This window comes from Pseudonocardia sp. MH-G8 (assembly GCF_002262885.1).
Classification (GTDB): domain Bacteria; phylum Actinomycetota; class Actinomycetes; order Mycobacteriales; family Pseudonocardiaceae; genus Pseudonocardia.
In genome coordinates, this window is record NZ_NKYF01000006.1 from 302,038 (window position 1) to 324,268 (window position 22,231).

General features: G+C 72.7%; 22 protein-coding genes. 10 read left to right on the top strand and 12 right to left on the bottom strand.

The window, feature by feature from the left end; genetic code table 11:
• Positions 1-6: 6 nt before the first annotated feature.
• The 6 genes from rbfA to rimP form a co-directional block, all read right to left on the bottom strand.
• Positions 7-462 (bottom strand): 30S ribosome-binding factor RbfA, encoded by a 456-nt coding sequence (rbfA, locus tag CFP66_RS17555; protein WP_094925346.1) that lies wholly within the window; start codon positions 460-462, stop codon positions 7-9.
• Between the two features lie 13 nt (positions 463-475).
• Positions 476-772 carry a DUF503 domain-containing protein gene (locus CFP66_RS17560; RefSeq protein WP_094925348.1) on the bottom strand — a complete coding sequence of 99 codons (297 nt, stop codon included), beginning with the start codon at positions 770-772 and terminating at the stop codon, positions 476-478.
• A gap of 52 nt (positions 773-824) precedes the next feature.
• Positions 825-3,845 (bottom strand): translation initiation factor IF-2, encoded by a 3,021-nt coding sequence (gene infB, locus CFP66_RS17565; protein ID WP_094925350.1) that lies wholly within the window; start codon positions 3,843-3,845, stop codon positions 825-827.
• A 92-nt stretch (positions 3,846-3,937) separates the two neighbouring features.
• Positions 3,938-4,207, bottom strand: a complete 270-nt coding sequence (locus CFP66_RS17570) for a YlxR family protein (protein ID WP_233159502.1) — start codon at positions 4,205-4,207, stop codon at positions 3,938-3,940.
• Between the two features lie 161 nt (positions 4,208-4,368).
• Entirely contained in the window at positions 4,369-5,388 is a 1,020-nt protein-coding gene (gene nusA, locus CFP66_RS17575) for a transcription termination factor NusA (RefSeq protein WP_094925354.1), read from the bottom strand.
• On the bottom strand, positions 5,385-5,909 hold the full coding sequence (gene rimP / locus CFP66_RS17580; RefSeq protein ID WP_094925356.1) for a ribosome maturation factor RimP: 525 nt from the start codon (positions 5,907-5,909) through the stop codon (positions 5,385-5,387). The genes nusA and rimP overlap by 4 nt, the downstream gene beginning before the upstream one ends.
• 266 nt (positions 5,910-6,175) lie before the next feature.
• Between rimP and CFP66_RS17585 the strand changes: the two genes are divergently transcribed.
• Positions 6,176-6,676 carry a hypothetical protein gene (locus tag CFP66_RS17585; RefSeq protein WP_143517285.1) on the top strand — a complete coding sequence of 167 codons (501 nt, stop codon included), beginning with the start codon at positions 6,176-6,178 and terminating at the stop codon, positions 6,674-6,676.
• On the top strand, positions 6,673-7,149 hold the full coding sequence (locus CFP66_RS17590; protein WP_233159504.1) for a ferritin-like domain-containing protein: 477 nt from the start codon (positions 6,673-6,675) through the stop codon (positions 7,147-7,149). Before CFP66_RS17585 ends, CFP66_RS17590 begins: the two co-directional genes overlap by 4 nt.
• 672 nt (positions 7,150-7,821) lie before the next feature.
• On the opposite strand, the gene CFP66_RS17595 is transcribed toward CFP66_RS17590, so the two are convergent.
• Positions 7,822-8,841: an aminotransferase class V-fold PLP-dependent enzyme gene (locus tag CFP66_RS17595; RefSeq protein ID WP_094925360.1), complete on the bottom strand. Its 1,020-nt coding sequence runs from the start codon at positions 8,839-8,841 to the stop codon at positions 7,822-7,824.
• Positions 8,842-8,860: 19 nt separating this feature from the next.
• Here CFP66_RS17595 and CFP66_RS17600 point away from each other — a divergent pair, with 19 nt between their 5' ends.
• A complete protein-coding gene (locus CFP66_RS17600) occupies positions 8,861-9,271 on the top strand; it encodes a secondary thiamine-phosphate synthase enzyme YjbQ (protein ID WP_094925362.1) in 411 nt (136 codons plus the stop codon).
• A gap of 25 nt (positions 9,272-9,296) precedes the next feature.
• On the opposite strand, the gene CFP66_RS17605 is transcribed toward CFP66_RS17600, so the two are convergent.
• From CFP66_RS17605 to CFP66_RS50320, 5 genes are all read right to left on the bottom strand, one after another.
• Positions 9,297-10,130 (bottom strand): protein kinase, encoded by an 834-nt coding sequence (locus tag CFP66_RS17605; protein ID WP_198961511.1) that lies wholly within the window; start codon positions 10,128-10,130, stop codon positions 9,297-9,299.
• 41 nt (positions 10,131-10,171) lie between these two features.
• Positions 10,172-12,556 carry an FHA domain-containing protein gene (locus CFP66_RS17610; RefSeq protein ID WP_094925364.1) on the bottom strand — a complete coding sequence of 795 codons (2,385 nt, stop codon included), beginning with the start codon at positions 12,554-12,556 and terminating at the stop codon, positions 10,172-10,174.
• A gap of 259 nt (positions 12,557-12,815) precedes the next feature.
• The gene (locus tag CFP66_RS17615; RefSeq protein ID WP_094925597.1) at positions 12,816-14,564 is read right to left on the bottom strand and encodes a proline--tRNA ligase; all 1,749 of its coding nucleotides are present in this window, start codon (positions 14,562-14,564) and stop codon (positions 12,816-12,818) included.
• Positions 14,565-14,695: 131 nt separating this feature from the next.
• Positions 14,696-15,136, bottom strand: a complete 441-nt coding sequence (locus tag CFP66_RS50315) for a dCMP deaminase (RefSeq protein ID WP_094925366.1) — start codon at positions 15,134-15,136, stop codon at positions 14,696-14,698.
• The gene (locus CFP66_RS50320) at positions 15,133-15,813 is read right to left on the bottom strand and encodes a dihydrofolate reductase family protein (protein ID WP_094925368.1); all 681 of its coding nucleotides are present in this window, start codon (positions 15,811-15,813) and stop codon (positions 15,133-15,135) included. Before CFP66_RS50320 ends, CFP66_RS50315 begins: the two co-directional genes overlap by 4 nt.
• Positions 15,814-16,554: 741 nt before the next feature.
• On the opposite strand from CFP66_RS50320, the gene CFP66_RS17630 reads away from it, so the two are divergent.
• The 7 genes from CFP66_RS17630 to CFP66_RS17660 all read left to right on the top strand — a co-directional run bounded on the left by CFP66_RS17630 (position 16,555) and on the right by CFP66_RS17660 (position 21,727).
• Positions 16,555-16,902 (top strand): VOC family protein, encoded by a 348-nt coding sequence (locus CFP66_RS17630; RefSeq protein ID WP_094925600.1) that lies wholly within the window; start codon positions 16,555-16,557, stop codon positions 16,900-16,902.
• A 42-nt stretch (positions 16,903-16,944) separates the two neighbouring features.
• On the top strand, positions 16,945-18,393 hold the full coding sequence (locus CFP66_RS17635) for a recombinase family protein (protein WP_094925370.1): 1,449 nt from the start codon (positions 16,945-16,947) through the stop codon (positions 18,391-18,393).
• Between the two features lie 235 nt (positions 18,394-18,628).
• The gene (locus CFP66_RS17640) at positions 18,629-18,859 is read left to right on the top strand and encodes a hypothetical protein (RefSeq protein WP_094925372.1); all 231 of its coding nucleotides are present in this window, start codon (positions 18,629-18,631) and stop codon (positions 18,857-18,859) included.
• The gene (locus CFP66_RS17645; protein ID WP_094925374.1) at positions 18,856-19,098 is read left to right on the top strand and encodes a hypothetical protein; all 243 of its coding nucleotides are present in this window, start codon (positions 18,856-18,858) and stop codon (positions 19,096-19,098) included. The genes CFP66_RS17640 and CFP66_RS17645 overlap by 4 nt, the downstream gene beginning before the upstream one ends.
• Before the next feature lie 69 nt (positions 19,099-19,167).
• The gene (locus tag CFP66_RS47250) at positions 19,168-19,602 is read left to right on the top strand and encodes a hypothetical protein (RefSeq protein ID WP_143517286.1); all 435 of its coding nucleotides are present in this window, start codon (positions 19,168-19,170) and stop codon (positions 19,600-19,602) included.
• 193 nt (positions 19,603-19,795) lie between these two features.
• The gene (locus CFP66_RS17655) at positions 19,796-21,304 is read left to right on the top strand and encodes a hypothetical protein (protein WP_094925378.1); all 1,509 of its coding nucleotides are present in this window, start codon (positions 19,796-19,798) and stop codon (positions 21,302-21,304) included.
• 201 nt (positions 21,305-21,505) lie between these two features.
• Positions 21,506-21,727 carry a hypothetical protein gene (locus CFP66_RS17660; protein WP_094925380.1) on the top strand — a complete coding sequence of 74 codons (222 nt, stop codon included), beginning with the start codon at positions 21,506-21,508 and terminating at the stop codon, positions 21,725-21,727.
• Positions 21,728-22,231 lie beyond the last annotated feature (504 nt).

Genomic DNA, 22,231 nt, shown 5'->3' on the forward strand with positions numbered 1-22,231 from the left:
GCTCGCTCACGTCTCGTCGGCCTCGTCGCGCTCCCGCGGTGCGCGGTACGGATCCGGGTCTCCCGCCGGGTGGGCGCCGGCCGCCAGCCGGGCCACCTCGGCGTCCGACTCCCGGGTGCGCGCGAGGAGCTCCTCCATGCGGCGGGCCTCGTCGGGCACCACGTCGGGCACGAACGCCAGCGAGGGCGTGTGCCGGATCCCGGTGCCCGCTCCCACCAACGAACGCAGGACACCGGTGGCGCTGGCCAGGGCAGCCGCCGCACCGGCGCTGTCGGGGTCGGCGTCGACGGTCTCGCCGAGCACCGTGTAGTAGACGGTGGCCTCGCGCAGGTCCCCGGTGACCCGGGTGGCGGTGATGGTCACCATCTTCAGGCGCGGGTCCTTCACCTCGTGTTCCAAGGCAGCCGCCACGATCTGCGTGATCCGCTTGGACAGCCGCCGCGCGCGGGCCTGGTCCACCATCTCGCCTCTCCTCTTACTCGTCCTCGGGACCCAGCATGCGCTGCCGGGCCGAGAGGAGCTCGAGCTCGGGGCGGGCGGCGACGAGCCGCTCGCACCGCTCGAGCACCTCTGTGACGTGCCGGGACTCGGCCGCGACGCAGCTGACCCCGAGCAGCGCACGCCGGTGCAGGTCGAGGTGGCCCGCCTCGGCGACAGCCACCTCGAACTTGCGGCGCAGCTCGGCCAGCACGGGCCGGACGACCGACCGCTTCTGTTTGAGGGAGTGGACGTCCCCGAGGAGGACGTCCAGCTCCAGAGCTCCCACGAACATGGCTACCCGACGCGGCGGGGGCCGGCCGTTCCCGGCCGGCCCCCGCGTTGCGTCAGCTCCTCGGCTTCTCGCGCATCTCGAACGTCTCGATGACGTCGCCCTGCTTGATGTCGTTGAAGTTGCCGAGCGTGAGACCGCACTCGAAGCCCTCGCGGACCTCGACCACGTCGTCCTTCACCCGTCGCAGCGAGCTGATCGACAGGTTGTCCGCCACCACCACGCTGTCGCGCAGCAGGCGTGCCCGGGCGTTGCGCCGGATCACACCGCCCATCACGAGGCAACCGGCGATCGTGCCGAACCGCGACGACCGGAAGACCTCGCGGATCTCCGCGGTGCCGAGCCCGACCTCCTCGTACTCCGGCTTGAGCATGCCCTTGAGCGCCTGCTCGATCTCCTCGATGGCCTGGTAGATCACGGAGTAGTACCGGATCTCCACGCCCTCGCGGTTGGCGAGCTCCGTGGCCTTGCCCTCGGCCCGGACGTTGAAGCCCAGGACGATGACGTTGTCGGCGATGGCGAGGTTGATGTCGCCTTCGGTGATGCCACCGACTCCGCGGTGGATCACGCGGAGCTCGACGTCCTCACCCACGTCCAGCTGCATCAACGCGTCTTCGAGGGCCTCGACCGTACCCGAGTTGTCGCCCTTGATGATCAGGTTGAGCTGGTTGGTCTCCTTGAGCGCTGCGTCCAGGTCCTCGAGGCTGACCCGCTTGCGACGCGACGCCAGCTCGGCGTTGCGCTCGCGGGCCCGGCGCCGGTCGGCGATCTGGCGCGCCACCCGGTCCTCGTCGACGACGAGGAACGTGTCGCCCGCGCCGGGCACCGAGGTGAACCCGATGACCTGCACGGGACGCGAGGGGTAGGCCTCGATGATGTCGCCGCCGTGCTCGTCGAACATCCGCCGGACGCGCCCGGAGGCATCGCCCGCGACGATCGAGTCACCGATGCGCAGCGTGCCGCGCTGCACCAGCACCGTGGCCACCGGACCACGGCCACGGTCGAGGTGAGCCTCGATCGCGACGCCCTGGGCCTCCATGTCGGGGTTGGCCCGCAGGTCCAGCGAAGCGTCCGCGGTGAGCAGGATCGCCTCGAGCAGCTTGTCGATGTTGACGTTCTCGCGTGCCGAGATCTCGACGAACATCGTGTCGCCGCCGTACTCCTCGGCGACCAGGTTGTACTCGGTGAGCTGCTGGCGGATCTTGTCGGGGTTCGCCCCCTCCTTGTCGATCTTGTTGATCGCGACCACGACCGGCACGTCGGCTGCCTGGGCGTGGTTGACCGCCTCCACCGTCTGCGGCATGACGCCGTCGTCGGCGGCCACCACGATCACCGCGATGTCCGTGGACTTCGCGCCTCGGGCACGCATGGCGGTGAACGCCTCGTGGCCCGGGGTGTCGATGAAGGTGATCGGGCGCTCGTAGCCATCGAGCTCCGTGACGACCTGGTAGGCACCGATGTGCTGGGTGATGCCGCCTGCCTCACCCTCCATGACGTTCGCCTTGCGGATGGTGTCGAGCAGGCGCGTCTTGCCGTGGTCGACGTGACCCATGACCGTGACGACCGGCGGCCGGATGACCAGGTCCTCGTCGCCGCCCGCGTCCTCGCCGTAGGAGATGGAGAAGCTGTCGAGCAGCTCGCGGTCCTCCTCCTCGGGGCTGACGACCTGGACGACGTAGTTCATCTCGCTGCCGAGCAGCTCGAGGATCTCGTCGGACACCGACTGCGTGGACGTGACCATCTCGTTGAGGTGGAACAGCACCTGCACCAGCGAGGCCGGGTTGGCGCCGATCTTGTCAGCGAAGTCGGTGAGCGAGGCGCCGCGCGGGAGCTTGATCGTCTCGCCCTGGCCCTTCGGCAGGCGGACGCCGCCGACCGAGGGGGCCTGCATCGAGTCGAACTCCTGGCGCTTCTGCCGCTTCGACTTGCGACCCCTGCGCGCCGGTCCACCGGGACGGCCGAACGCACCCGCGGCACCGCCGCGACCACGACCGCCACCACCGGGACGGCCACCGCCACCACCGGGACGGAAACCACCGGCCGGCGGGCCACCGCCACCGGGACGGAAACCGCCGCCACCGCCGCCGGGACGACCACCGGGACCGCCCGGGCGACCGCCCGGACCACCGGGACCGCCGGGACGACCACCGGGACCGCCGCGACCCCCACCGGGGCCTCCGGGACGGCCACCGGCCGGGCGCGCCGGCATCATGCCGGGGTTCGGACGCGGAGGCATGTTGCCGGGCGACGGCGGACGCGGGCCACCACGACCGGCCTCACCGCCGGGACGGGGACCACCGGGACGGGGACCACCGGGGCGCGGACCGCCCTGGCCCTGGCCCTGGCCCTGCCCCTGGCCACCTTGACCACCCTGACCGGGTGCCTGCCCACCACCGGGCGGGGCGGGACGTGGCGCCGCCGGGCGCGGCGGGGCGCCCGAGCCGACACCGAACGGGTTGTTGCCCACCCGCGGGGTGCGGGGACCCGGACGCGGAGCGGACGGACGCGGCGGGACGACCCCGGCGTCGGCCGCTGCGGCCGCAGGCTGCTGCGGTTCCGGGGTGGGCGCGGGGCGCGGACCCGGACGCGGGCCGGGGCGCTGCTGCGCCGGGGCGGCCGGGCTCTGCGCCGCGGGCCGCTCGGGCTCGCCGGCCGGCGGTGCCTGACGCCGGGGCTCCGGCCGGGGCTCCGGCTGGGCGGGCTCCTGACGCGCAGGCGCCGGACCCGGACGCGGACCCGGGCGCGGGCCGCTGGGACGTGGACCGTCGGCCGGGGACGGGCGCTCCTGCTCCCGGGGCGGGCCCGGAACCGCACCACCGGACGGCGGGGACGGGCGGGACGGGACGGCGCCCGGGGTGGGTGCACCACCCGGACGCGGACGGCCCCCGCCGGACCGGCGGCCACCGGAGTCGCCGCCACCCGCGAGGGACTCGCGGAGCTTGCGGGCGACCGGGGCCTCGACGGTCGAGGACGGGGACTTCACGTACTCACCCAGATCCTGCAACTTGCTCAGGACCTGCTTACTGCTGACGCCGAGCTCTTTCGCGAGCTCGTGCACGCGGGCCTTGCCTGCCACTGCACTCCTTGTTTCCGGAGGCCGGGCGGCGGTCCCGCTCGACCTCGAACCTAGTGTCGAAGCACGTTCATGGTGCGATCTTCACGACTGGCTCATGACGGGTCGACCTTGCTTCCTGGTGTGCCGGACCCGGGTGTCTCCCGGGATCCGTCCGTGCTCATTGCCGTGATGTGGGCCCGTACCGGCGCGGTCTCCAGCGGACCCGGGACGCGCAGCGCCCGCGGGAACGCCGAGCGACGCTCGGCACGGTCCAGGCACTCCGGGGCGGGGTGCAGCCATGCACCGCGCCCGGGGAGCCGGCGCCGCAGGTCCGGGGTGAGCACCCCGTTCACCGCGACGACCCGCAACAGACCGTCGGCCACAGCCCGGCTCCGGCATCCGACGCACGTTCTGACTGGTCCCGCCACGGATCGTTGATCCGTTGCGGGAGTCGGTCGAGCGACGGCCGAACCCGAACGGTGGACCGGTCTGGAGTGTAGCGCAGCCCCCACGCCCACTTCCCCCTCGCGGTGCGCTCGCCTGCTCAGCCGACCGACTCCGTCTCGGATGCGTCGAGGGCCCCGCGGGGGTCGGCGTCGCTGCGGATGTCGATCCGCCACCCGGTGAGCCGGGCCGCCAACCGGGCGTTCTGGCCCTCTTTGCCGATCGCGAGCGAGAGCTGGAAATCCGGTACGACGACGCGCGCGGTCTTCGTGCGGGCGTCCAGCACCGTGACCGACACCACCTTCGACGGCGAGAGCGCGTTGCCGACGAACGTGGCCGGATCCTCGTCCCAGTCGATGATGTCGATCTTCTCCCCGGCCAGCTCGCTCATCACCCCGCGCACCCGCGCGCCCACCGGGCCGATGCACGCGCCCTTGGGGTTGACCCCGGACACCGTGGAGCGCACCGCGATCTTGGAGCGGTGACCGGCCTCCCGGGCGACGGCGATGATCTCCACCGAGCCGTCGACGATCTCGGGGACCTCGAGAGCGAACAGCTTGCGCACGAGGTTGGGGTGCGTGCGGCTCAACGTGATCTGCGTCCCGCGCATTCCCCGGGTGACACCCACGACGTAGCAGCGGATCCGCTCGCCGTGCTCGTAGCGCTCACCCGGCACCTGCTCGGCCTGCGGCAACACCCCCTCGGTCTCGCCGGAGAGCTGCACGAGCACGACGCCACGGGCGTTGGCGCGCGCGTCGCGCTGGATGACGCCGGCGACGATCTCGCCCTCCTTCGCCGCGAACTCGCCGTAGGTGCGCTCGTGCTCCGCGTCGCGCAGCCGCTGCACGATCACCTGCCGCGCCGTGGTGGCCGCGATGCGCCCGAAGCCCTCGGGGGTGTCGTCCCACTCGGTGTCGACGACGCCGTCGGGGCCCAGCTCCTGGGCCATGACCCGGACGGACCCGGTCTTGCGGTCGATGTCGATCCGCGCCTGCGGCTGGTGGCCGTCGGTGTGCTTGTACGCGGTGAGCAACGCCGTCTCGATGGCCTCGATCACCGTGTCGAACGGGATGTCCTTCTCGCGCTCGATCGTGCGCAGCGCCGCGATGTCGACGTTCACGCCGTCTCCTCCTCCGAAAGCTGCGCCACTTCGGCCGCCGGCGCCTGCCGGAACTCCACCTGCACCCCGGCGTGGGCCACGTCGGCGTAAGGCACCTCGCGCAACTGCCCGTCGACGAGCACCGTGACCGCCTCCTCGCCCGCACGGCCGACGCGGCCGGTGAACGTGGAACCGTCGTGCAGGCGGACCGCGACCTGGCGCAGGTACGCCCGTCGCCAGTGCCGCGCGCTCGTCAGCGGCCGATCGACACCGGGCGAGGTGACCTCGAGCGTGTAGGAGCCGCCGAGCAGGTGCTCGTGGCGGTCCAGCTCACCGGCGACGGCCCGCGAGACGGCGGCGATGTCGTCCAGCCCGACGCCGTCGTCGGAGTCGACCACCACCTTGACGGTGTGCCGGCGCCCTGCGGCCCGGACGTCCAGCTGGTCCAGCTCGAATCCGGCGTCCGCGACGATCGGTTCCAGCACGCCGTGCAGCTCGCCGGGCGGCGGCCCGGGATCCTGCGCGGGGTGGGGGGAGGGCATCGCGTGTACTCCTGCTCGTTCGGTGACCACCGTCCTGTCGATCGGACGTGCGCGGTGGGTCTGTCAGGGTATCGCGCCCCTTCCCGGACCCGGGCAGCCCGCTACCGCCCGTGCACCCCCCGGCACCCGGCGCCCCGCGCGGGCCGCCTGGCAGGATCTGCGCCTGGCGAACGCGGCCGCGACCGGGCACCGGAGGAGCAAGGCGGTGTCCGGCGGGCCCGCGGGCCCGCCGGAGCGAAGCGGAGGCAATCGGAGAAGTGAACGCGGTGGCAGCAACGCCCCCGGCGGCGACCGTGCCGGCCGGCCAGGACCCGCGGACCGTCTGGAGCCGGCGGCGCCTGCTCGCCGGGCTGCTGCTCGTCCCGCCCGCGCTGGCCGGTTGCTCCCTGATACCCGGATCCGGTTCCGACGAGCCCGATCCGCTGATCGCCCTCGCCGACGCCGCCCGTGCCGACGCCGCACTCGCCGCGGCGGCCGTGGCCGCCGATCCGGAGCTGGCCGAATCACTGCAGCCGCTCGTCGACGCGCGCACCGAGCACGCCACGGCGCTCGATGCCGAGGTCGCGCGCCTCGACCCGGGCCGCCCGACGCCCGGCCCCCCACCCCCACCGACCACGCCGCAACCCGGCCTCGCCGACGTCCGGCAGGCCGTCCTGGCCTCCGGGCAGGCGGCCACGGACGTGGCGCTAGGCCTGCCGGCGGCGAGGACCGGGCTCGTGGCATCGGTCGCCGCGTGCTGCGGCACCTACGCGGAGGTGCTGTCGTGAACAACCCGCAGATGATCACCGTGCCGACCGGGACCCGAATCGACGAGACCGCGATCGCCGCCCTGCAGAACGCACTCGCCGCCGAGCACGCGGCCGTCTGGAGCTACACGCTCGCCGTGGCGTTCCTCAGCGGCTCCGACGAGGAACGGGCCCGCGATGACGACGACGCGCACCGCGATCTGCGCAACCTGATCGAGCAGACGCTGTCGCAGCTGGGAGCCCCGCCGGTATCGGCCCAACCGGCGTACCGCACACCGCAGCCCGTCACCGACAGCGCATCCGCGGGGGCACTCGCCGTCGTCGCCGAGTCCGACGCCCTCGCGGCCTGGCGCTCCGTGATGGAACGCACCGACGACCGGGGCCTACGCCAGGCCGCGATGAACGCCCTCAACTCCGGCACCCTGCGGTGCGCCCGCTGGCGCGCGGTGGTGGGCACCCCACCCGCGATCCCGGTCTTCCCAGGCCGCCCCTGACCCGAGAGCCGCGCCCCCACCCCTCCCACCCCCTCCCGCGAGTCGCGACCCCCACCCCGCGAACCGCGCCCCTGTCCCCGCGAGTCGCGACCCTCACCCCCGCGAGTCGCGACGCCACCCCCGCGAACCGCGCCCCTCCCGCCCTCTCCCCGCGAGTCGCGGCCCTACCCCCGCGAGTCGCGGCCCTACCCCCGCGAATCGCGGCCCTACCCCCGCGAATCGCGGCCCTACCGCCGCCAGTTGTGGCCCTGCCGCCGCCAGTTGTGGCCGCGGTGCACGGGTGTCGCGCCGTCGGCGCAGCCAAGTCCGTGGTCGTTGCATCTCGGGGCGCGATTCCTCCGCACCTGGACCGCGACTCGCACACCCCCAGACCCCGACTCGCGGAGCGCGCTCAGCGCCCGACTCACTCGGTTCAGGGTCCAACTCGCCGGCGCACGACGCGCCCGCAGGCTCAGGGCCCAATTCGGGGCCCAGCGCACGATTCGCGGGGCCCAGCACGCAACTCGCGGGGCGCCGGCGCCCGACTCGCGGGTCGTCAGAGGGCCCGACTCGCGGGGCGAGGAGCCCGACTCGCGGGTCGCCAGAGCCCGACTCGCGCTGCGGGGGACCCGACTCGCGGGATGCCCGCGCACGACTCGCGCGGCGGAGGGCCCGAATCGCGGGGCGGGGGAGTCAGGTGAGGGCGTCCAGGGCTCGGGCCGCGTCGGCCTCGGTGTTGTAGAGGTGGAACGCGAGGCGGGACGCGCCGGCGCGGTTCGCGCTGACGATGCCTGCGGCTGCGAGCTGCTCACCCGCGTCCTCACGACGCACGGAGACGATCGCGGAGCCTGCCGGCTCCATCCCCAGCCCGGCGCGGACCGTGTCGGCGAGGCCGGTGCAGTGGGCGTGCACGGCGGCGCGGTCCAGGCCGGCCAGCCACGGCAGTGCCACCGCGGCGCCGGCGTGGCAGTACCAGGCCGGGGACGTGTCCAGGCCTCGCGCATCGGCGGCCAGGTCCATGGGCAGCCCGTAGATGGACGTCCACGGGTCGGCGCCCGCGTACCACCCGGCAGAGTGGGGCCGCGTCGGCAGGTCGGGCCGCACCGCCATCCACGCCACGCCCCGCGGGCTGAGCAGCCACTTGTAGCCCGCGGCGACCACGGCGTCGGCCCAGGCGAGGTCGGCGTCGTGCCAGCCGAGCGACTGGGTGGCGTCCAGGAGCACCCGCGTGCCGCCGCCGCGGGCGGACCGGAGGGCGTCCAGGTCGACCACGCGCCCGTCCGCGGACTGGACGACGCTCACAGCGACGAGGTCGAACTCCCCCGCCCGCTCACCCACCTCACCGAGGTCGACCTCGGTGACCGTGACGCCGCGGTCGGCCTGCGCAGCGAAGGGCCACGTGACGCTGGTGAACTCGCCCGCGGCGGCGAGCACGCGGGTGCCGTCGGGCACCACGGCCGCGACCAACCCCACGAGGGCGGACGCCGCAGGCCCGATCGTCACACGATCCGCGGTGACGCCGACGAGGTCGGCGAACCCCGCACGTGCCCGTGCCACCGGCTCGTCGAACTCGCCCGGCCGCCCGGCACCGGCGCGCCAGCCGGCGACGGCCGTGGCGACGGCCATACCGGCAGGGGCGGGCGGGATGCCGATGCCGGCCGTGTTGAGGTACCCGTCGGGGACGTCGAACTCCTGTCCGAATGCAGTGCGCACAGGAGGGGACACTACGACGGTGGACAGCCAGCTGATCGAGATCCGGACGGGCGGCCGCGAGGCCGTCGTCGACCTCACCGACGAGATCGCCGCGTTCCTGCGCTCGGCGGGCGCGGGCGACGGGCTGCTGAACGTGTGGGTGCCGCACGCCACGGCGGGCCTCGCGGTGATCGAGACCGGCGCCGGCAGCGACACCGACCTGCTCGCCGCGCTGCGCGACCTGCTCCCCGCCGACGACCGCTGGTCGCATCGGCACGGCAGCCCCGGCCACGGACGCGACCACGTCCTGCCGGCGATCGTCGCGCCCTCGATGTCGGTGCCGGTCCTGGACGGCAGCACGGCCCTGGGCACCTGGCAGTCGGTGTGCCTGGTCGACACGAACGGCGACAACCCCGTCCGCTCGGTGCGCCTGTCCTACCTCCCCGGCTGACGGATGTCCGGAGCGCGCTGGGCGCTCAGGGCAGGGAGCGCAGCGCCGCGAGGGCGTCGGCCACGTCGACGGCGCTCGCGAGCCGGACGCCGTCCTCGGCGATGCAGGCACGCACCAGCGCGCCCTCCGCAGGTTCCAGCCCGGGCCGCACCTGGGGCCGGGTCGAGAAGACCTGCCGGATCGCCTCCAGCGGCTGCGGGCCGAGCGGCCGGCCGTACAGGCTCGCACCGGTGAGGGCCCGGTGGATGGTGGCGCCCAGCGCCCAGACCTCCGAGCGGCGGGACGGGGCCGCGCCGGCGAGCAGCGCGGGGTCGGTGAACTCCAGCGCGTCCACGCGGCCCGTGCCGGTGACGGCCGCGCCGGGCGTCAGCACGCGCGCGAGCCCGGGATCCGACAGCCGCCCGCCGAGCATCCCGCCTGTCTCCTCGAGCAGCACGTTGCCGGGCCGGATCCCGCCGTGTGCGATCCCGGCCTCGTGCAGGTCGTGCGCGGCCCGCGCCGCGTGCTCCAGTGCCGTGAGCACCTCGATGCGCGCGAGGGGGCGGCCCGGATCGTTCAGCGACCCCAGCGGGAGGTGCTCCATCGCGTAGACGACGACGTCCTCCCAGACGGCGTCGAAGACGCGTACGACGTAGGGCGACCCCACCGCGCACACGGCGCGCAGCTCGCGGACCCCGCAGGTGAAGGCGTGCTCCCCCACGCGGTCGGCGAGCACCTTCAGCACGACGACCGGCTCGTCGAGCCCCAGGCGGGCGGGCGGGCGCGCGAGGTAGCACCGCCCGTGCCCGCCCTCGCCGAGCATGTGCAGGACCTCGTAGTCGGCGACCGCCGTGGGCAGAGGCGCGGTCGTCAGGTCCACCCGGTGTCCTTCCTCTCCGGTGACGGCACGACCGGCAGCACTCAGCGACCGCCCGCCGGCAGCTCGAACTGGAAGCTGCGGCCACCGATGCGCACGCGGGTGCCGGGCACGAGCCGGTGGGTCTCCCCTGCGGGCAGCTGCGTCCACACCTGCTCGCCCGGCGGGGACACGAACGTGCCGTTGCGCGAGCCGGCGTCGACGATCAGCGCGTCCCACCCGTCCACGACGATCTGGGCGTGCACGCGCGAGACCGCGCCCGAGGTGTCTTCGAGCGCGAGCGGGCGCAGGCTCCCGGAGGTGACGCGGACGTCGGCCTCGGGCATGCGGCCCATGAGGTACTCCGCGTCGACGGTGTAGGTGGCGCCGTCGTCGAACACGAGGAGGCCGAGCGGGGGCCGCTGACCGGGCGTGGGCGGGCCGGACTGCTCCTCCAGCCGCATCCCGCACAGCCCGCAGAACTCCGCGCGCGGGTCGTTCAGGTGGCCCTGGGGGCACAGGTACCCGCGGACCTGCTGCCCGTCCTGCCTGTCGTCGACGGCCAGTCCGCCGGTGGCCGGCCCGTCGTCGAGCGCGGGGCGGTCCGCCTCGCCGGGTGCGACACCGAGGATCCGCTCGGACCGCAGTGCCTCGGACCGCAGTGCCTCGGACCGCAGCGCCATGGTGTGCGGGGCGTCGGCGTCGGACAGGGTCGCGTGCGGATCCGCCGCGGGCGGGGCGTCCGCGGCACGCGGCACTCCCAGGCGCGGCGTGCCGTCCGCGGCGTCGTCCAGGTCCGTGGCGTCCGGAACCGGGCGCCGGTCCGCCTCGGACACCGGCTCGGCGCGGTCGTCCTCGCCCGATCCGGTGCCGAACCCACCCTGGTCGGCGTACTCGCCGCCGGGCCGGCTGAGCTCGCCCTGGTCGCTGTACTCGTCACCGGACCGGTCGAGCTCGCCCTCTCCCTCTCCCTCTTCGACCGCGGGGCCCTCGGAAGCCGGCGGATCCTCGTGGGCGGTGTCGTCCTCGGGCCGGCCGTGACGGCGCCGGCGCATCTCGGTGGGGCCGATGGCGCTCAGATCGGCCTCGGTGCCCGAGTCGTCGCGCGTGGCGAACCACCCCTCGATCCGGTCCGGCCTGCCCAGGTCGCGCCCGTCGCTCCACGGGCTGCGGTCCGTCTCACGCGGGAGCGCCTCGGCGGCTCCCCCGAGCAGGCCGTAGCCGACGCCGTTGGGGCGGTGGCCGTTGCGGCCGTTGCGGCCGTTGCGGGGATGGCCGTTGTGAGGACGGTCTCCCGGGGGACGGCCGTTGTGGGATCGGTCCGTGCCGGGGTCGTCGACGATCCCGGGCGAGGTGGTCTCCGGACCGCGCGGCTCCTCCCGATCGGGCGGGGGGACCCGTTCGTCGGGACGGTCCGAGGGCTGGGTCGTCGTCTCGGCCGGATCGTCCTGAGCCTGATCACCGACGCGCTGTTCTGCGGCGACGTCCCGGTCGCGGGCGTCCTGGTCGCGGGCGTCCTGGTCGCGGGCGTCCTGGTCGCGGGCGTCCTGGTCGCGGGCGTCCTGGTCGCGGGCGTCCTGGTCGCGGGCGTCCTGGTCGCGCTTGTCATGGTCGCGGTCGACGTCCAGGGAGGAACCGCGTCGCTGCGCCCAGCCGCGGTGCGCGACGCCGTTGGAGGGCACGGGCCGCAGGTGGGCGCGACCGCTGCCGTTCCCGTTGGGCCGTTCGGATCCAGCACCGTCGTAGCGACCGTAGCCGCCGTCGATCGTGTCGAAGGTGGTGCGGGTCGGCACCCCGTTGCCAGGGGTGTCGCCCGGGTAGAGACCCTCCGCGGGCGCGGTGGACGGCTCGGGGTCCCACCGCGGGCGTTCCGGGGGGCCCGCCTCGGGCCACCGCGTGTCGTCCGGCCGGTTGCGCGACACCTCGTCCGTGACGGCGGCGGAGCCGGGATCGCCGCCGGGGACGAGCACCACACCCGCGGCCGGGACCACGCCGTCCCGCAGATCGTGGACGCCGTCGACGACGCCCGGCGGGATCGGCCCGCCTTCGAGCGCGAGCACGACCGGGGAGTCGGGGCGCGGCAGCAGCCGGTCGGTCCAGGCCACGGACTGCGCACCCGACAGCGCCACCTGGCGATCGGGCACGACAAGCCCGACCGACCCGTAGAGGAACACCGCCCACTGCTCACCGCGGGCCCGGGAATCGCCGCCGGTGACCGCGACCGTGCCGAACCGCAGCCCGTCGCCCGGGGCGTCCGGCCCACCGAGCCACCCGGCGAGCCTGCGCGCAAGGTTGCGACCCGGCTCTGCGCCGGATGCGCTCGCGCACACCTCGAGCAGCTGGCGCAGGACGTGCCGGTCGGCGCACTCGGCCACGCAGATCACGCCGGGCCAACGCCCGACGACACCCGCGCCGGGCACGACGGCGGCCCGCAGCGCGTCGAAGTCCACTCGGATTCAACCTCCCCCGCGGCAGCCGCAGACGGACGGCGCGGCGGCCCGTCCGCCACCGGCCAGGTGACGATCACGGTCGTGCAGAACAGCAGCCGAACGACGCGAACGGTACGGGGCCCGTGATCCACGGTTCCCGCCGCACCAGCGTCGTTGCAGGTGGTGACGATGCGGGTCCGGTGCGTCACCGGATCCGGGGCACCGTCGCACCCGTCCAGTCGACCACGCCTACAGCGGCCACGACCAGACCGGTCGCCGCTCAGCGGGTGCCGGTCAGCTCCACGAGGTGAGCGACGACCTCGTCCACGCCGATCTCCTGCCGTTCACCGCTGCGTCGGTCCTTCACCTCGACAACGCCGTTCGCCAGCCCCCGCCCGACCACGACGATCGTGGGCACGCCGATCAGCTCGGCGTCGGCGAACTTGACGCCCGGCGAGGCCTTGCGGTCGTCGAGCAGCACCCGGACGCCGGCGGTGTCCAGCTCGGTGGCCACCCGCTCGGCGCCCGCCGCGATCTCGTCGCTCTTCCCGGCGACCACGACGTGGACGTCGGCGGGCCCGACCCCGCGCGGCCAGATCAGGCCGGAGGCGTCGTGGCTCTGCTCGGCGATCACACCGACCAGCCGGGAGACGCCGATGCCGTAGGAGCCCATCGTGATGCGCACCGGCTTGCTGTCGGCGCCGAGCGCGTCGAGCTGCGCGGCGTCGGCGTACTTGCGGCCGAGCTGGAAGACGTGCCCGATCTCGATCCCGCGGGCGGCCTCCAGCGGACCGGACCCGTCGGGCGCGGGGTCGCCCTCGCGCACCTCGGCGGCCTCGATCGTGCCGTCGGGGGTGAAGTCGCGGCCGCAGACGAGGTCGACGACGTGGTGGTCGGGCTTGTCGGCGCCGGTGACCCAGGCCGTGCCGGGGACGATGCGCGGGTCGACGAGGTATGCCACCCCGTTGGCGGCCAGGGCCGCCGGGCCGATGTAGCCCTTGACGAGGAACGGGTGGGCCGCGAAGTCGGCCTCGTCGAGCAGCGCGACCTCGGCGGGCTCCAGCGCCGCTTCCAGGCGCTTCATGTCGACCTCGCGGTCGCCGGGCACGCCGATCCCCAGCAGCGTCCACTCGCCGGTGCCCGGGAGCCGGGTCTTGACCAGCACGTTCTTGAGCGTGTCGGCCGCGGTGAACGTGCGACCGAGGTCGGCGGCGTTGACGAAATCGACCAGCGTGTCGATGGTGGGGGTGTCGGGCGTGTGGTGGGCCTGGGCGGCGGGCAGGCCCTCGACCGGCCGCGCGGGCGGCGCGGTCGTGGTGACGGCCTCGACGTTGGCCGCGTAGCCGCCGGCGCTGCGCACGTAGGTGTCCTCGCCGGTGGGCGCGACCGCGAGGAACTCCTCGGACGCCGAGCCGCCCATCGCGCCGGACGTGGCCTTCACGACGACGTACTCGAGGCCGAGCCGGTCGAAGATGCGCACGTAGGCGTCGCGGTGGCGCTGGTAGGACTCCGCCAGGCCCTCGTCGGTGAGATCGAAGGAGTAGGAGTCCTTCATGAGGAACTCGCGGCCACGCAGGATGCCCGCGCGCGGGCGCGCCTCGTCCCGGTACTTGTTCTGGATCTGGTACAGCGTCACCGGGTAGTCCTTGTAGGACGAGTACTCGCCCTTGACCACTTGCGTGAACAGCTCCTCGTGGGTGGGTCCGAGCAGGTAGTCGCCGCCCTTGCGGTCCTTGAGGCGGAACAGCAGGGGCCCGTACTCGGTCCAGCGACCGCTGGCCTCGTAGGGCTCACGGGGCAGCAGAGCGGGAAAGTGGATCTCCTGGCCGCCGATGGCGTCCATCTCCTCGCGCACCACCTGCTCGACGTTGCGCAGCACCCGCAGACCCAGCGGCAGCCAGGTGTAGATCCCCGGCGCGGCGCGGCGGACGTAGCCGGCGCGGACGAGCAGCTTGTGGCTCGGCACCTCCGCGTCGGCCGGGTCCTCGCGCAGGGTCCGCAGGAACAACGACGACATCCTGGTCAGCACCTGGAAGAGGGTAGCGACGCGCTCCGACACCGGTCGCGCCGGTCGCCGCAGCCGAGCGTTCAGACCGCACCTTGGAGCCGTGCTGCTGAAACCGAGGCCGAGAAAACAGCAGTACGGCTCCAATGTGCGGCTCAATGCAGCAGGTGCGCGTTCGGCGCGCGGGCGGCCTCGGCGAGCTCGGGCAGCTCCACCACCTCCACGCCGTGGGCGCGGAGCAGCTCGGCGCCTTCGCCGTCGACGAACAGGCTCGGCTCCCGCCAGGCGAACACCACCCGGTCGACATCCGCGGCGAGGATCAGGTCCGAGCAGCTCCGCGGGCGGGAGGCGCGTGCACTGCACGGTTCGAGCGAGCTGTAGACCGTCGTGGCCGGCGGCGCGCGCCAGCCTGCCCCCAGGTCGGCGAGGGCCGACTCCTCGGCGTGGTCGTGCGGGTCGCGCCGGCGCGACCATCCCTCGGCGAGCACCTCGCCCGCCGCGTCGACGACGAGGGCCCCCACCGAGAACGCGGTCTCCGACGGCGGGCAACGACCGGCCAGCTCGACGGCGCGGGCCAGCAGCGCGCGGTCGTTCACGCGCCCTCCAGGAGGTAGCGCAACAGCACCAGGTCGCCGATCGGGCGCGCCTCGGCCAGCCGCATGCGCCGCGCCGCGTCGTGCGGGAAGCGGCCCGGCCCCACGAACCGGGGCGCGTCGGCGTCCCCGACGAAGAACGGGGCGACGACCAGCTGCAGCTCGTCGACCACGCCGCTGGTGAGGAACAAGGTGTGCACGGCAGTGCCGCCCTCCACCATCAGCCGCGCGACGCCACGGGCGCGCAGGTCGGCGAGCAGCCGGCGCACGTCGAGTGGCGCGCCGGCGTCGGCCACCTCCGCGACCCCGCCCACCGCCCGGCGGGCCGCGTCCACCGCGGGCGTCGCGGCGTAGACGAGCTTGGGACCCGCGCCCAGCGTGAAGAACCGCGCGGACGGATCGAGGTGGCCGGAACCGGTGAGCGTGACCTTCAGCGGGTCCGGCCCCCGTCCCGCCGCCACCCGGGCGTCCCGGCGCTCGGCGGAGCGCACGAGCAGGCGCGGGTCGTCGCGGCGAAGGGTGGTGGCGCCGACGAGGATCGCGTCGACACCCGCCCGCACCTCGTCGACGCGGTCCAGGTCGGCGGCGTCGGAGAGCAGCAGCGGGGACGGCCCGGTGTCGTCGATGCGGCCGTCCACCGACATCGCGGCCGAGAGCAGCACGTAGGGGCGGTGGGGCACGGCTCGATCCTGCCCCACGCCGCGGCCGACAGCCCCACACCCGCCCGCTCCTGCTCGAGGGGAGTCGCCCGGAACGGCCGGGAGCCGCGATTGCCCGACGACCGACTGTCGCCCGGCCCCGGCCCCGGCCCCGGCCCCGGCCCCGGCCCCGGCCCCGAGATGATCGGTCCGAGGAGCACGCCAAAGCGGCCCCGCTCAGGTTGTGCGCGTCTCGGACTGATCTCTTCGACGGTGATCAACCCGAGCAGCGCGCCGCTGCTGCCCGCACCGCCCTGGTGCGCGGCTCGGACTGATCTCCCGAATTGATCAGTCCGAACAGCACGCCAGCGCGGCCCCGACCGCCAAGGGGTACGGCTCGGGCCGTTCGACAGGTGATCGACCCGAGGCGTACGACAGGCGTCCACACCACCGTAGGTCCAGCTCGGAACGGGCGTCCGGAGCACGTGATCGATCCGAACCGCACGGCACAGCTGTCCCGACCACCACCGTGTGCGGCTCGGGATCATCCTCCAGACGTGATCCGTCCGAGCAGCGCAACACCGCTGTCCCCACCACCACCACGCGCGGCTCGAAACGATCGGGGACGTGATCGATCCGAACCGCACGGCACAGCTGTGTCGACCGCCAAGGTGTGCGGCTCGTCCCGATCTTGCGGGTCGATCGAGGCATCAGGGCGGCGGTGCGGCGCCGGTCGGGCCGATGGCGCTCGGACTGTCGGACCCCGTCGCTAGCGTCCTCGGCATGGCACTCTCGATCGGCATGGTCACCGTCGACTCCGCGGATCCGTCCGCGCTGTCGCGCTTCTGGGCGTCCGCGCTCGACACGACGATCATCACCGACTACGACGGCGAGTTCATCATGCTGGCCCCACCGCCGCAGGGCGGGCCGCTGCTGGCCTTCCAGCGCGTTCCGGAGGAGCGGTCGGGCAAGAACCGGCTGCACCTCGACCTCGGCGCGCCCACGGGTGGGCGGCAGGCCGAGGTCGAGCGCCTGGTGCAGCTCGGGGCCACCGCGCTCGGGGAGCGGGGCGATCCGGCGGTCTTCGCCTGGACCACCCTCACCGACCCCGATGCCACACACCACATGTGACACTATTGGCTCCGCCAGCACCGACCCGAGGAGCCCAGGGCCATGACCAGGACGCGCGCCGCGATCTACTGCCGGATCAGCCGAGACAAGACCGGCGCCGGACTCGGTGTCGAGCGCCAGGAAGCCGAGTGCCGCGAGCTGGCCGAACGTCTCGGCTGGACCGTGGTCGCCGTCTACCCCGACAACGATCTCTCCGCCTACAGCGGCAAGCCGCGTCCCCAGTACCGCGCCATGCTCGACGCCATCCGCCGTGGCGAGGTTGACGCCGTACTCGCGTGGCACGGTGACCGGCTGCACCGCTCGCCCGTCGAGCTGGAGCAGTACATCGACATCTGCAACCACGGCCGCGACGTGCCGACGCACTGTGTCAAGGCCGGTGAGCTGGACCTGTCGACCGCGTCCGGGCGGATGACCGCGCGCATCGTGGGGGCCGTGGCGCGGCACGAGAGCGAGCACAAGAGCGAGCGGATCACGAGCGAGAAAGCGCAAGCCCTCGGCCGTGGTGAGTGGATCGGTTCCGGGCGCCCGTTCGGCTACGTGTTCGTGCCCATGGTGGACGAGCAGGGCCGCCCGGTGATGAACAAGGCGGGCAAGCCGAAGATGACTCTCGGTCTGGACCCTGCCGAGGCTGCCGCGATCCGCGACGGCGTCGCCCGGGTGATCGCAGGGGAGTCTGTCTACTCGATCACGAAGTCGTGGCAGGCCACGATCAAGCCTGCCCGTGGTGAGAGGTGGGCCGCACAGAACGTGCACCGCATCTTGACCCGTCCCCGCAACGCCCGCCTGATCGAGCACAAGGGCGTAGTGCTCGACAACGTCCGGGGCACCTGGCCAGAGATCACCCTCGAAGACGACTTCCGCGCCGTGTGCGCGATCTTGAAGGACCCGAAGCGCACCACCTACAGCGGCAAGCGGTCGCTGAAGTGGGTCGGGAGCGGGCTCTACGTCTGTGGTCGCTGCGGCGCGGACCTGAGGTCGGCGACCACGAACAACGGCACCCGGTCCTACCGGTGCCGTAGCGGCTCGCATGTGTCCATCCCGGGTGAACCGCTGGACGAGTACGTGATCAAGACCGTCTGTGAGGTACTGGACCGCGAGGGGGCCGCACTGCTCCCGACTCGCAAGAACGACGACGGCGCCCGGCTACACGAAGAGGCCAACACGTTGCGCGCCCGGCTGGAAGGGTTGGCGGACATGCTCGGTGACGGCGAGTTGGACCGTGCCGCGTACAACCGGCAGAAGGCGCGCGTGACGGCCAAGCTGGACGCCGTCACGGCCAAGATGGCGGAGCGGAGCGGTAGCGCGTTCGACGGCATCGCCACGGCGCCCACGCCGTCCGTGGCGTTCCGGGCCGCCCCGGTGGCGAGGCAGCGCGCGGTGGTCGACGCGCTGTGCCGCGTGACGATCGCGCCTGCCGGTCGGGGCAGGCTGCCTAAGGGCGTGGAGTTCGACTACTCGCGCGTGACGATCGAGCCCAAGACGACCACGTAGGCCACGCTCGGCACGAGGGCATCGCGCACACGCGCGGTGCCCTTTGTGCTTTCTTGTGCATGGTGAGCATAACGAGCGCGTGAAGCACGGTGAGCAATTCTTCCGGCGATTAGGTCCACTCCACACGTCTCAGGTATCGTCGATCCCGTGACGATCACGAAGTCGAGGACGGGCGCGGTGTACCTACCCCGGTGAGATACACCGGGTAGGGCACCGAAAGGACCTACCCCCGCCAATGGCTGACAAGCGCGATCGCGCCGTTGTGCTCGCATCATCCGCACTCGGCGCTGCCATCCAGCGCAAGAATCCCGACCCGGCCGAAATTGAACGGCTCCGCGATGAGCTGCAAGCCGCACAGCTTGCTGCGGCCGTCAAGAAGGCCGTCGCGAAGTTCGGCCCGTTGGCCCCCGAACAGCGCGACCAGATCGCGGCATTGCTGCGCAGCGAAAAGGAACTGACCCCATGAGCACCACCGTCGACATGGACGTACTCGAAGCCTTTGGCACGGGCGATGCGGAGGAGATCGTGCGTCTCTTGCGCGTCTTCGCCATCGCCGCCGGATTCGACTACGACCAGGGAATGCGGGAGGTGAACGACCCGGATGAGGACTACGACATGCCGATGCTGGTCGCTGACATCCTCGCCCGGGTCGCCCTGCAGATCGAGGCCGTCAAGGCCCATATCAGGATTTGTCGGCACGCCTGACACGTCGGGGTTTCTCCGGCCCCATTCAAACCCGGTTGGAAGGAACCGAACACGACGAAAGGCCCACCCATGCCCGAAACGAACGGCGGGCGCCGTCCGGAGAACACGGCGCCCGTCCCGATCAACCCTTCCAACCCTGAACCCCGCTACCGAGAGGAGAGCGACGCTCAGCCGCATCGTACCGCGCTGCACCGACGCGCCCAGGCTGCTTACCGGCTGCCGCCGCTCCGTATCGGGAATGGACTTGCGTCCCGTGACCCGTGGATCCGCGACGAGCACGAGCGCACGGTGCGGATCGGCTCGACGTCGGGACTGGCGTGCACCGTGGAGACCTCCCGTTACGACCGCGAGATCGTCATGGTGGTCAAGTCCCTGCCGTCCCGGCATCGCCGTTTCGACGTGCAGGCCAAGGTCTGGCGTGTCGACGTGGCGCTGATCGGCCCGCTGATCGCGGAGCTGAATGCGCGCGGCATCCGGGTGATCGATGAGCGCGGCGCCGCATGAGCGCCGTCGACCTGGACGACGCCGCGTGCAGGCGCGGGCAGCAGCACGCGGAACGGATGCTGGAGAAGTACGGCGCGCCCGCGCTGCCCCCGCTGTCGGCTCATCGGGGCCGAGTGAACGGCACTTGTGCTCACTGCATGCGCCGCTCGTGCGTCGGCGGCTGTCCGGCCGTGCCGCGCACCGGAGCCACGTCGTGACCGCCCCGATCCACGAACGGTGCCGCCCCGGCGATGACGTCGACCCGCTGGACCCGGACAACAAGTCGACCTGTCCCTACTGCGGAGACTTGCACGCGTGGCCCGTCGAGACTGCGGCGCCGGACCAGCACAGCGTGCCGGGTGTCGGCAGTCCTGAGCCGGCGGCCGTCCCGACGCCCAGGCTTCCGATCCTGCCTGCCGACTTCTGGCAGGCCCGCCCGATCCTCAAGCACATCAGGGATGCTGCGCACTCCCGGCTGGCGCCCGCCGACCTCGTGATGCACTCCGTTCTGGCGAAGCTCGCTGCGATGCGTTCGCATGAACTGACGTTCGACTCCGGGCGCGGACAGTCCAGCCTGAACTACTTCGTTGCGGGCGTCGGGCCGACCGGCATCGGCAAGTCCCTCAGTCAGGACGCGATCGGCGATGAACTGATCAAGGCACCCGCCTACCTCACTCTGCCGCAGGAAGGCACCGACGCTGAGGCATTCGCCGACGGCGTTCCCCTCGGGTCAGGGGAAGGCATCGCGGAGATCTTCATGGGCACGAAAGAGAAGGAGACGGGCAACACGAGGAAGGACGGAACGCCCGTCACCCGCCAGGTTCGCGAAATGGTTCGGCACAACGCGCTGATCATGGTGGACGAAGGCGAGACCTACAGCCGCATCGGTGAACGGAAGGGCAGCATGATCGGCCCGGCTCTCCGTTCCGCATGGGTCGGTCGGAGTATCGGTCAGTCGAACGGCGGCGCCGAGACGACGCGCATCATCAAGGCCGGTACCTACTCCCTTGGCATGGTGGTGGGATTCCAGCCCGTGACCGCGCTGCCTCTGCTCGCCGACACGGCGACCGGCACCGCACAGCGGTTCGCATGGGTGTCCGCGATTGACCCGACGATGCCGGACGAACAGGTGACACACCCCGGTCTGCTGTCACTCGCGCTTACCGACGAACAGTTCGAGCACACCGCCCGTACCGGTTCGATGCCGTTCCCCACGGAGATCATCGATCAGCTCCGACGCGATCATGTGGCGAAAGTCCGGGGTGAGGTGGCGGTGCCTGAGCGGGACAGTCAGGCCCCGCTCATGCGTTGCAAGATGGCCGCCCTACTCGCCTTGCTCGACGGCCGGTTCGAGGTGTCCGAAGAGGACTGGAAGTTGGCCACGGTGATGTGGGACATCAGCTCCGCAGTCCGTGACGCAGTGATCGAGCAAGGTGACCAGGAGAAGGCGCGGCAGGCTGAGGTCATCGCCCAGGCCCGCGTGCAGCTCCGCGAACGTGAGGCCGCCGCCGTCAACGGCGTCGAATCAAAGTTGGACCGGCTGGCAACCACACTGGCGGCCCGGGTCGTGGACGCTGGCGGACTGCGCCGCAAGGAAGCGCGGACCGGGATGCGCCGCGATGATCGCCACCTTTACGAACAGGTCGTCGAGCGCGCCGATCAGCTGGGCCTCATCCGCCTCAGCGACAGCGGCGCACTGCTGCCGCCGTTGCCCGCGGTATGAGTCCGGGGTGTACGGGTGTACGTCCCGTACACCCTCATAACCGCAGGTCGGAGGGGTGGACCCCCCGTACACCCCCCGTACACCCCATCCACTTGCAGGGTGTACGGGGTGGACAGGGTGTACACCCCCATAACCGCAGGTCAGAGCGGGTGTACGCCGCGTACACCCGTACATCCTGCTAGCTCACGAAGGGACATTCACATGACCACACCCACCGACCCGCGCACCGGGCCCGTTGCCGCTCGCATCCCGGGCGGATGCACCTGTCCGGGCGCGCATCAGGAGGTAGCCCCCGACGCGGCCGATCCGGCGGTCTGGCATCTCACCGTGGCGCACCATCCCGAGTGCGCCGTGCTCGCGGCCATGCCCGAACGCCGCGTCGATGCCGACGGACCCGCCACCTTCCACGTCGCCCGGGGCTGAACGCGCGGGGCCGATCACGTCGGGGCCGACATCACGGGGCGGACATCAGGGGCGCGCGCACATCGGGCCCCCCTCGCGGCGGGCTGAGTGGGGCCCGTGCGCCGTGCTCGCGGTCGACCCCACCCGCCGCCTACCCGCCCACCCGGCAGACATCGGGGGCACACAGGGCCGCACCGCGGGCGACATCCGGCGGGCATCCCGGACGGGCGCCGCACTCGGGATGCCGTGGCCGGTGACGGAACCGAGCACGAGCAACGTGCACGCGAGCGTGAGCACGAGCACGGACAGCGCACGCGCGAGCATGGACATGCTCGGTGAGCACGGAGCGTGACCCCGACGGAGGTGACGGAGGGTGACAGGTGCGGGATTCACGGGCCGGGCACGGTGAGCACGGAGGGTGACCGGATGCCGGGTGGCCCCGGGTCGGGGTGCCGGGTGGGTAGGCCCTGCGCGCGTGGCACACCACAGATGATCACCCGAAACGATCAACGAATGATCTTAAGG

Excerpts from the sequence above, each read along its gene's own strand:
- rbfA (WP_094925346.1), bottom strand. The coding sequence starts at position 462 with ATGGTGGACCAGGCCCGCGCGCGGCGGCTGTCCAAGCGGATCACGCAG.
- CFP66_RS17560 (WP_094925348.1), bottom strand. The coding sequence starts at position 772 with ATGTTCGTGGGAGCTCTGGAGCTGGACGTCCTCCTCGGGGACGTCCAC.
- rimP (WP_094925356.1), bottom strand. The coding sequence starts at position 5,909 with ATGCCCTCCCCCCACCCCGCGCAGGATCCCGGGCCGCCGCCCGGCGAG.
- CFP66_RS17630 (WP_094925600.1), top strand. The coding sequence starts at position 16,555 with ATGGCACTCTCGATCGGCATGGTCACCGTCGACTCCGCGGATCCGTCC.
- CFP66_RS17635 (WP_094925370.1), top strand. The coding sequence starts at position 16,945 with ATGACCAGGACGCGCGCCGCGATCTACTGCCGGATCAGCCGAGACAAG.
- CFP66_RS17640 (WP_094925372.1), top strand. The coding sequence starts at position 18,629 with ATGGCTGACAAGCGCGATCGCGCCGTTGTGCTCGCATCATCCGCACTC.
- CFP66_RS17645 (WP_094925374.1), top strand. The coding sequence starts at position 18,856 with ATGAGCACCACCGTCGACATGGACGTACTCGAAGCCTTTGGCACGGGC.
- CFP66_RS47250 (WP_143517286.1), top strand. The coding sequence starts at position 19,168 with ATGCCCGAAACGAACGGCGGGCGCCGTCCGGAGAACACGGCGCCCGTC.
- CFP66_RS17660 (WP_094925380.1), top strand. The coding sequence starts at position 21,506 with ATGACCACACCCACCGACCCGCGCACCGGGCCCGTTGCCGCTCGCATC.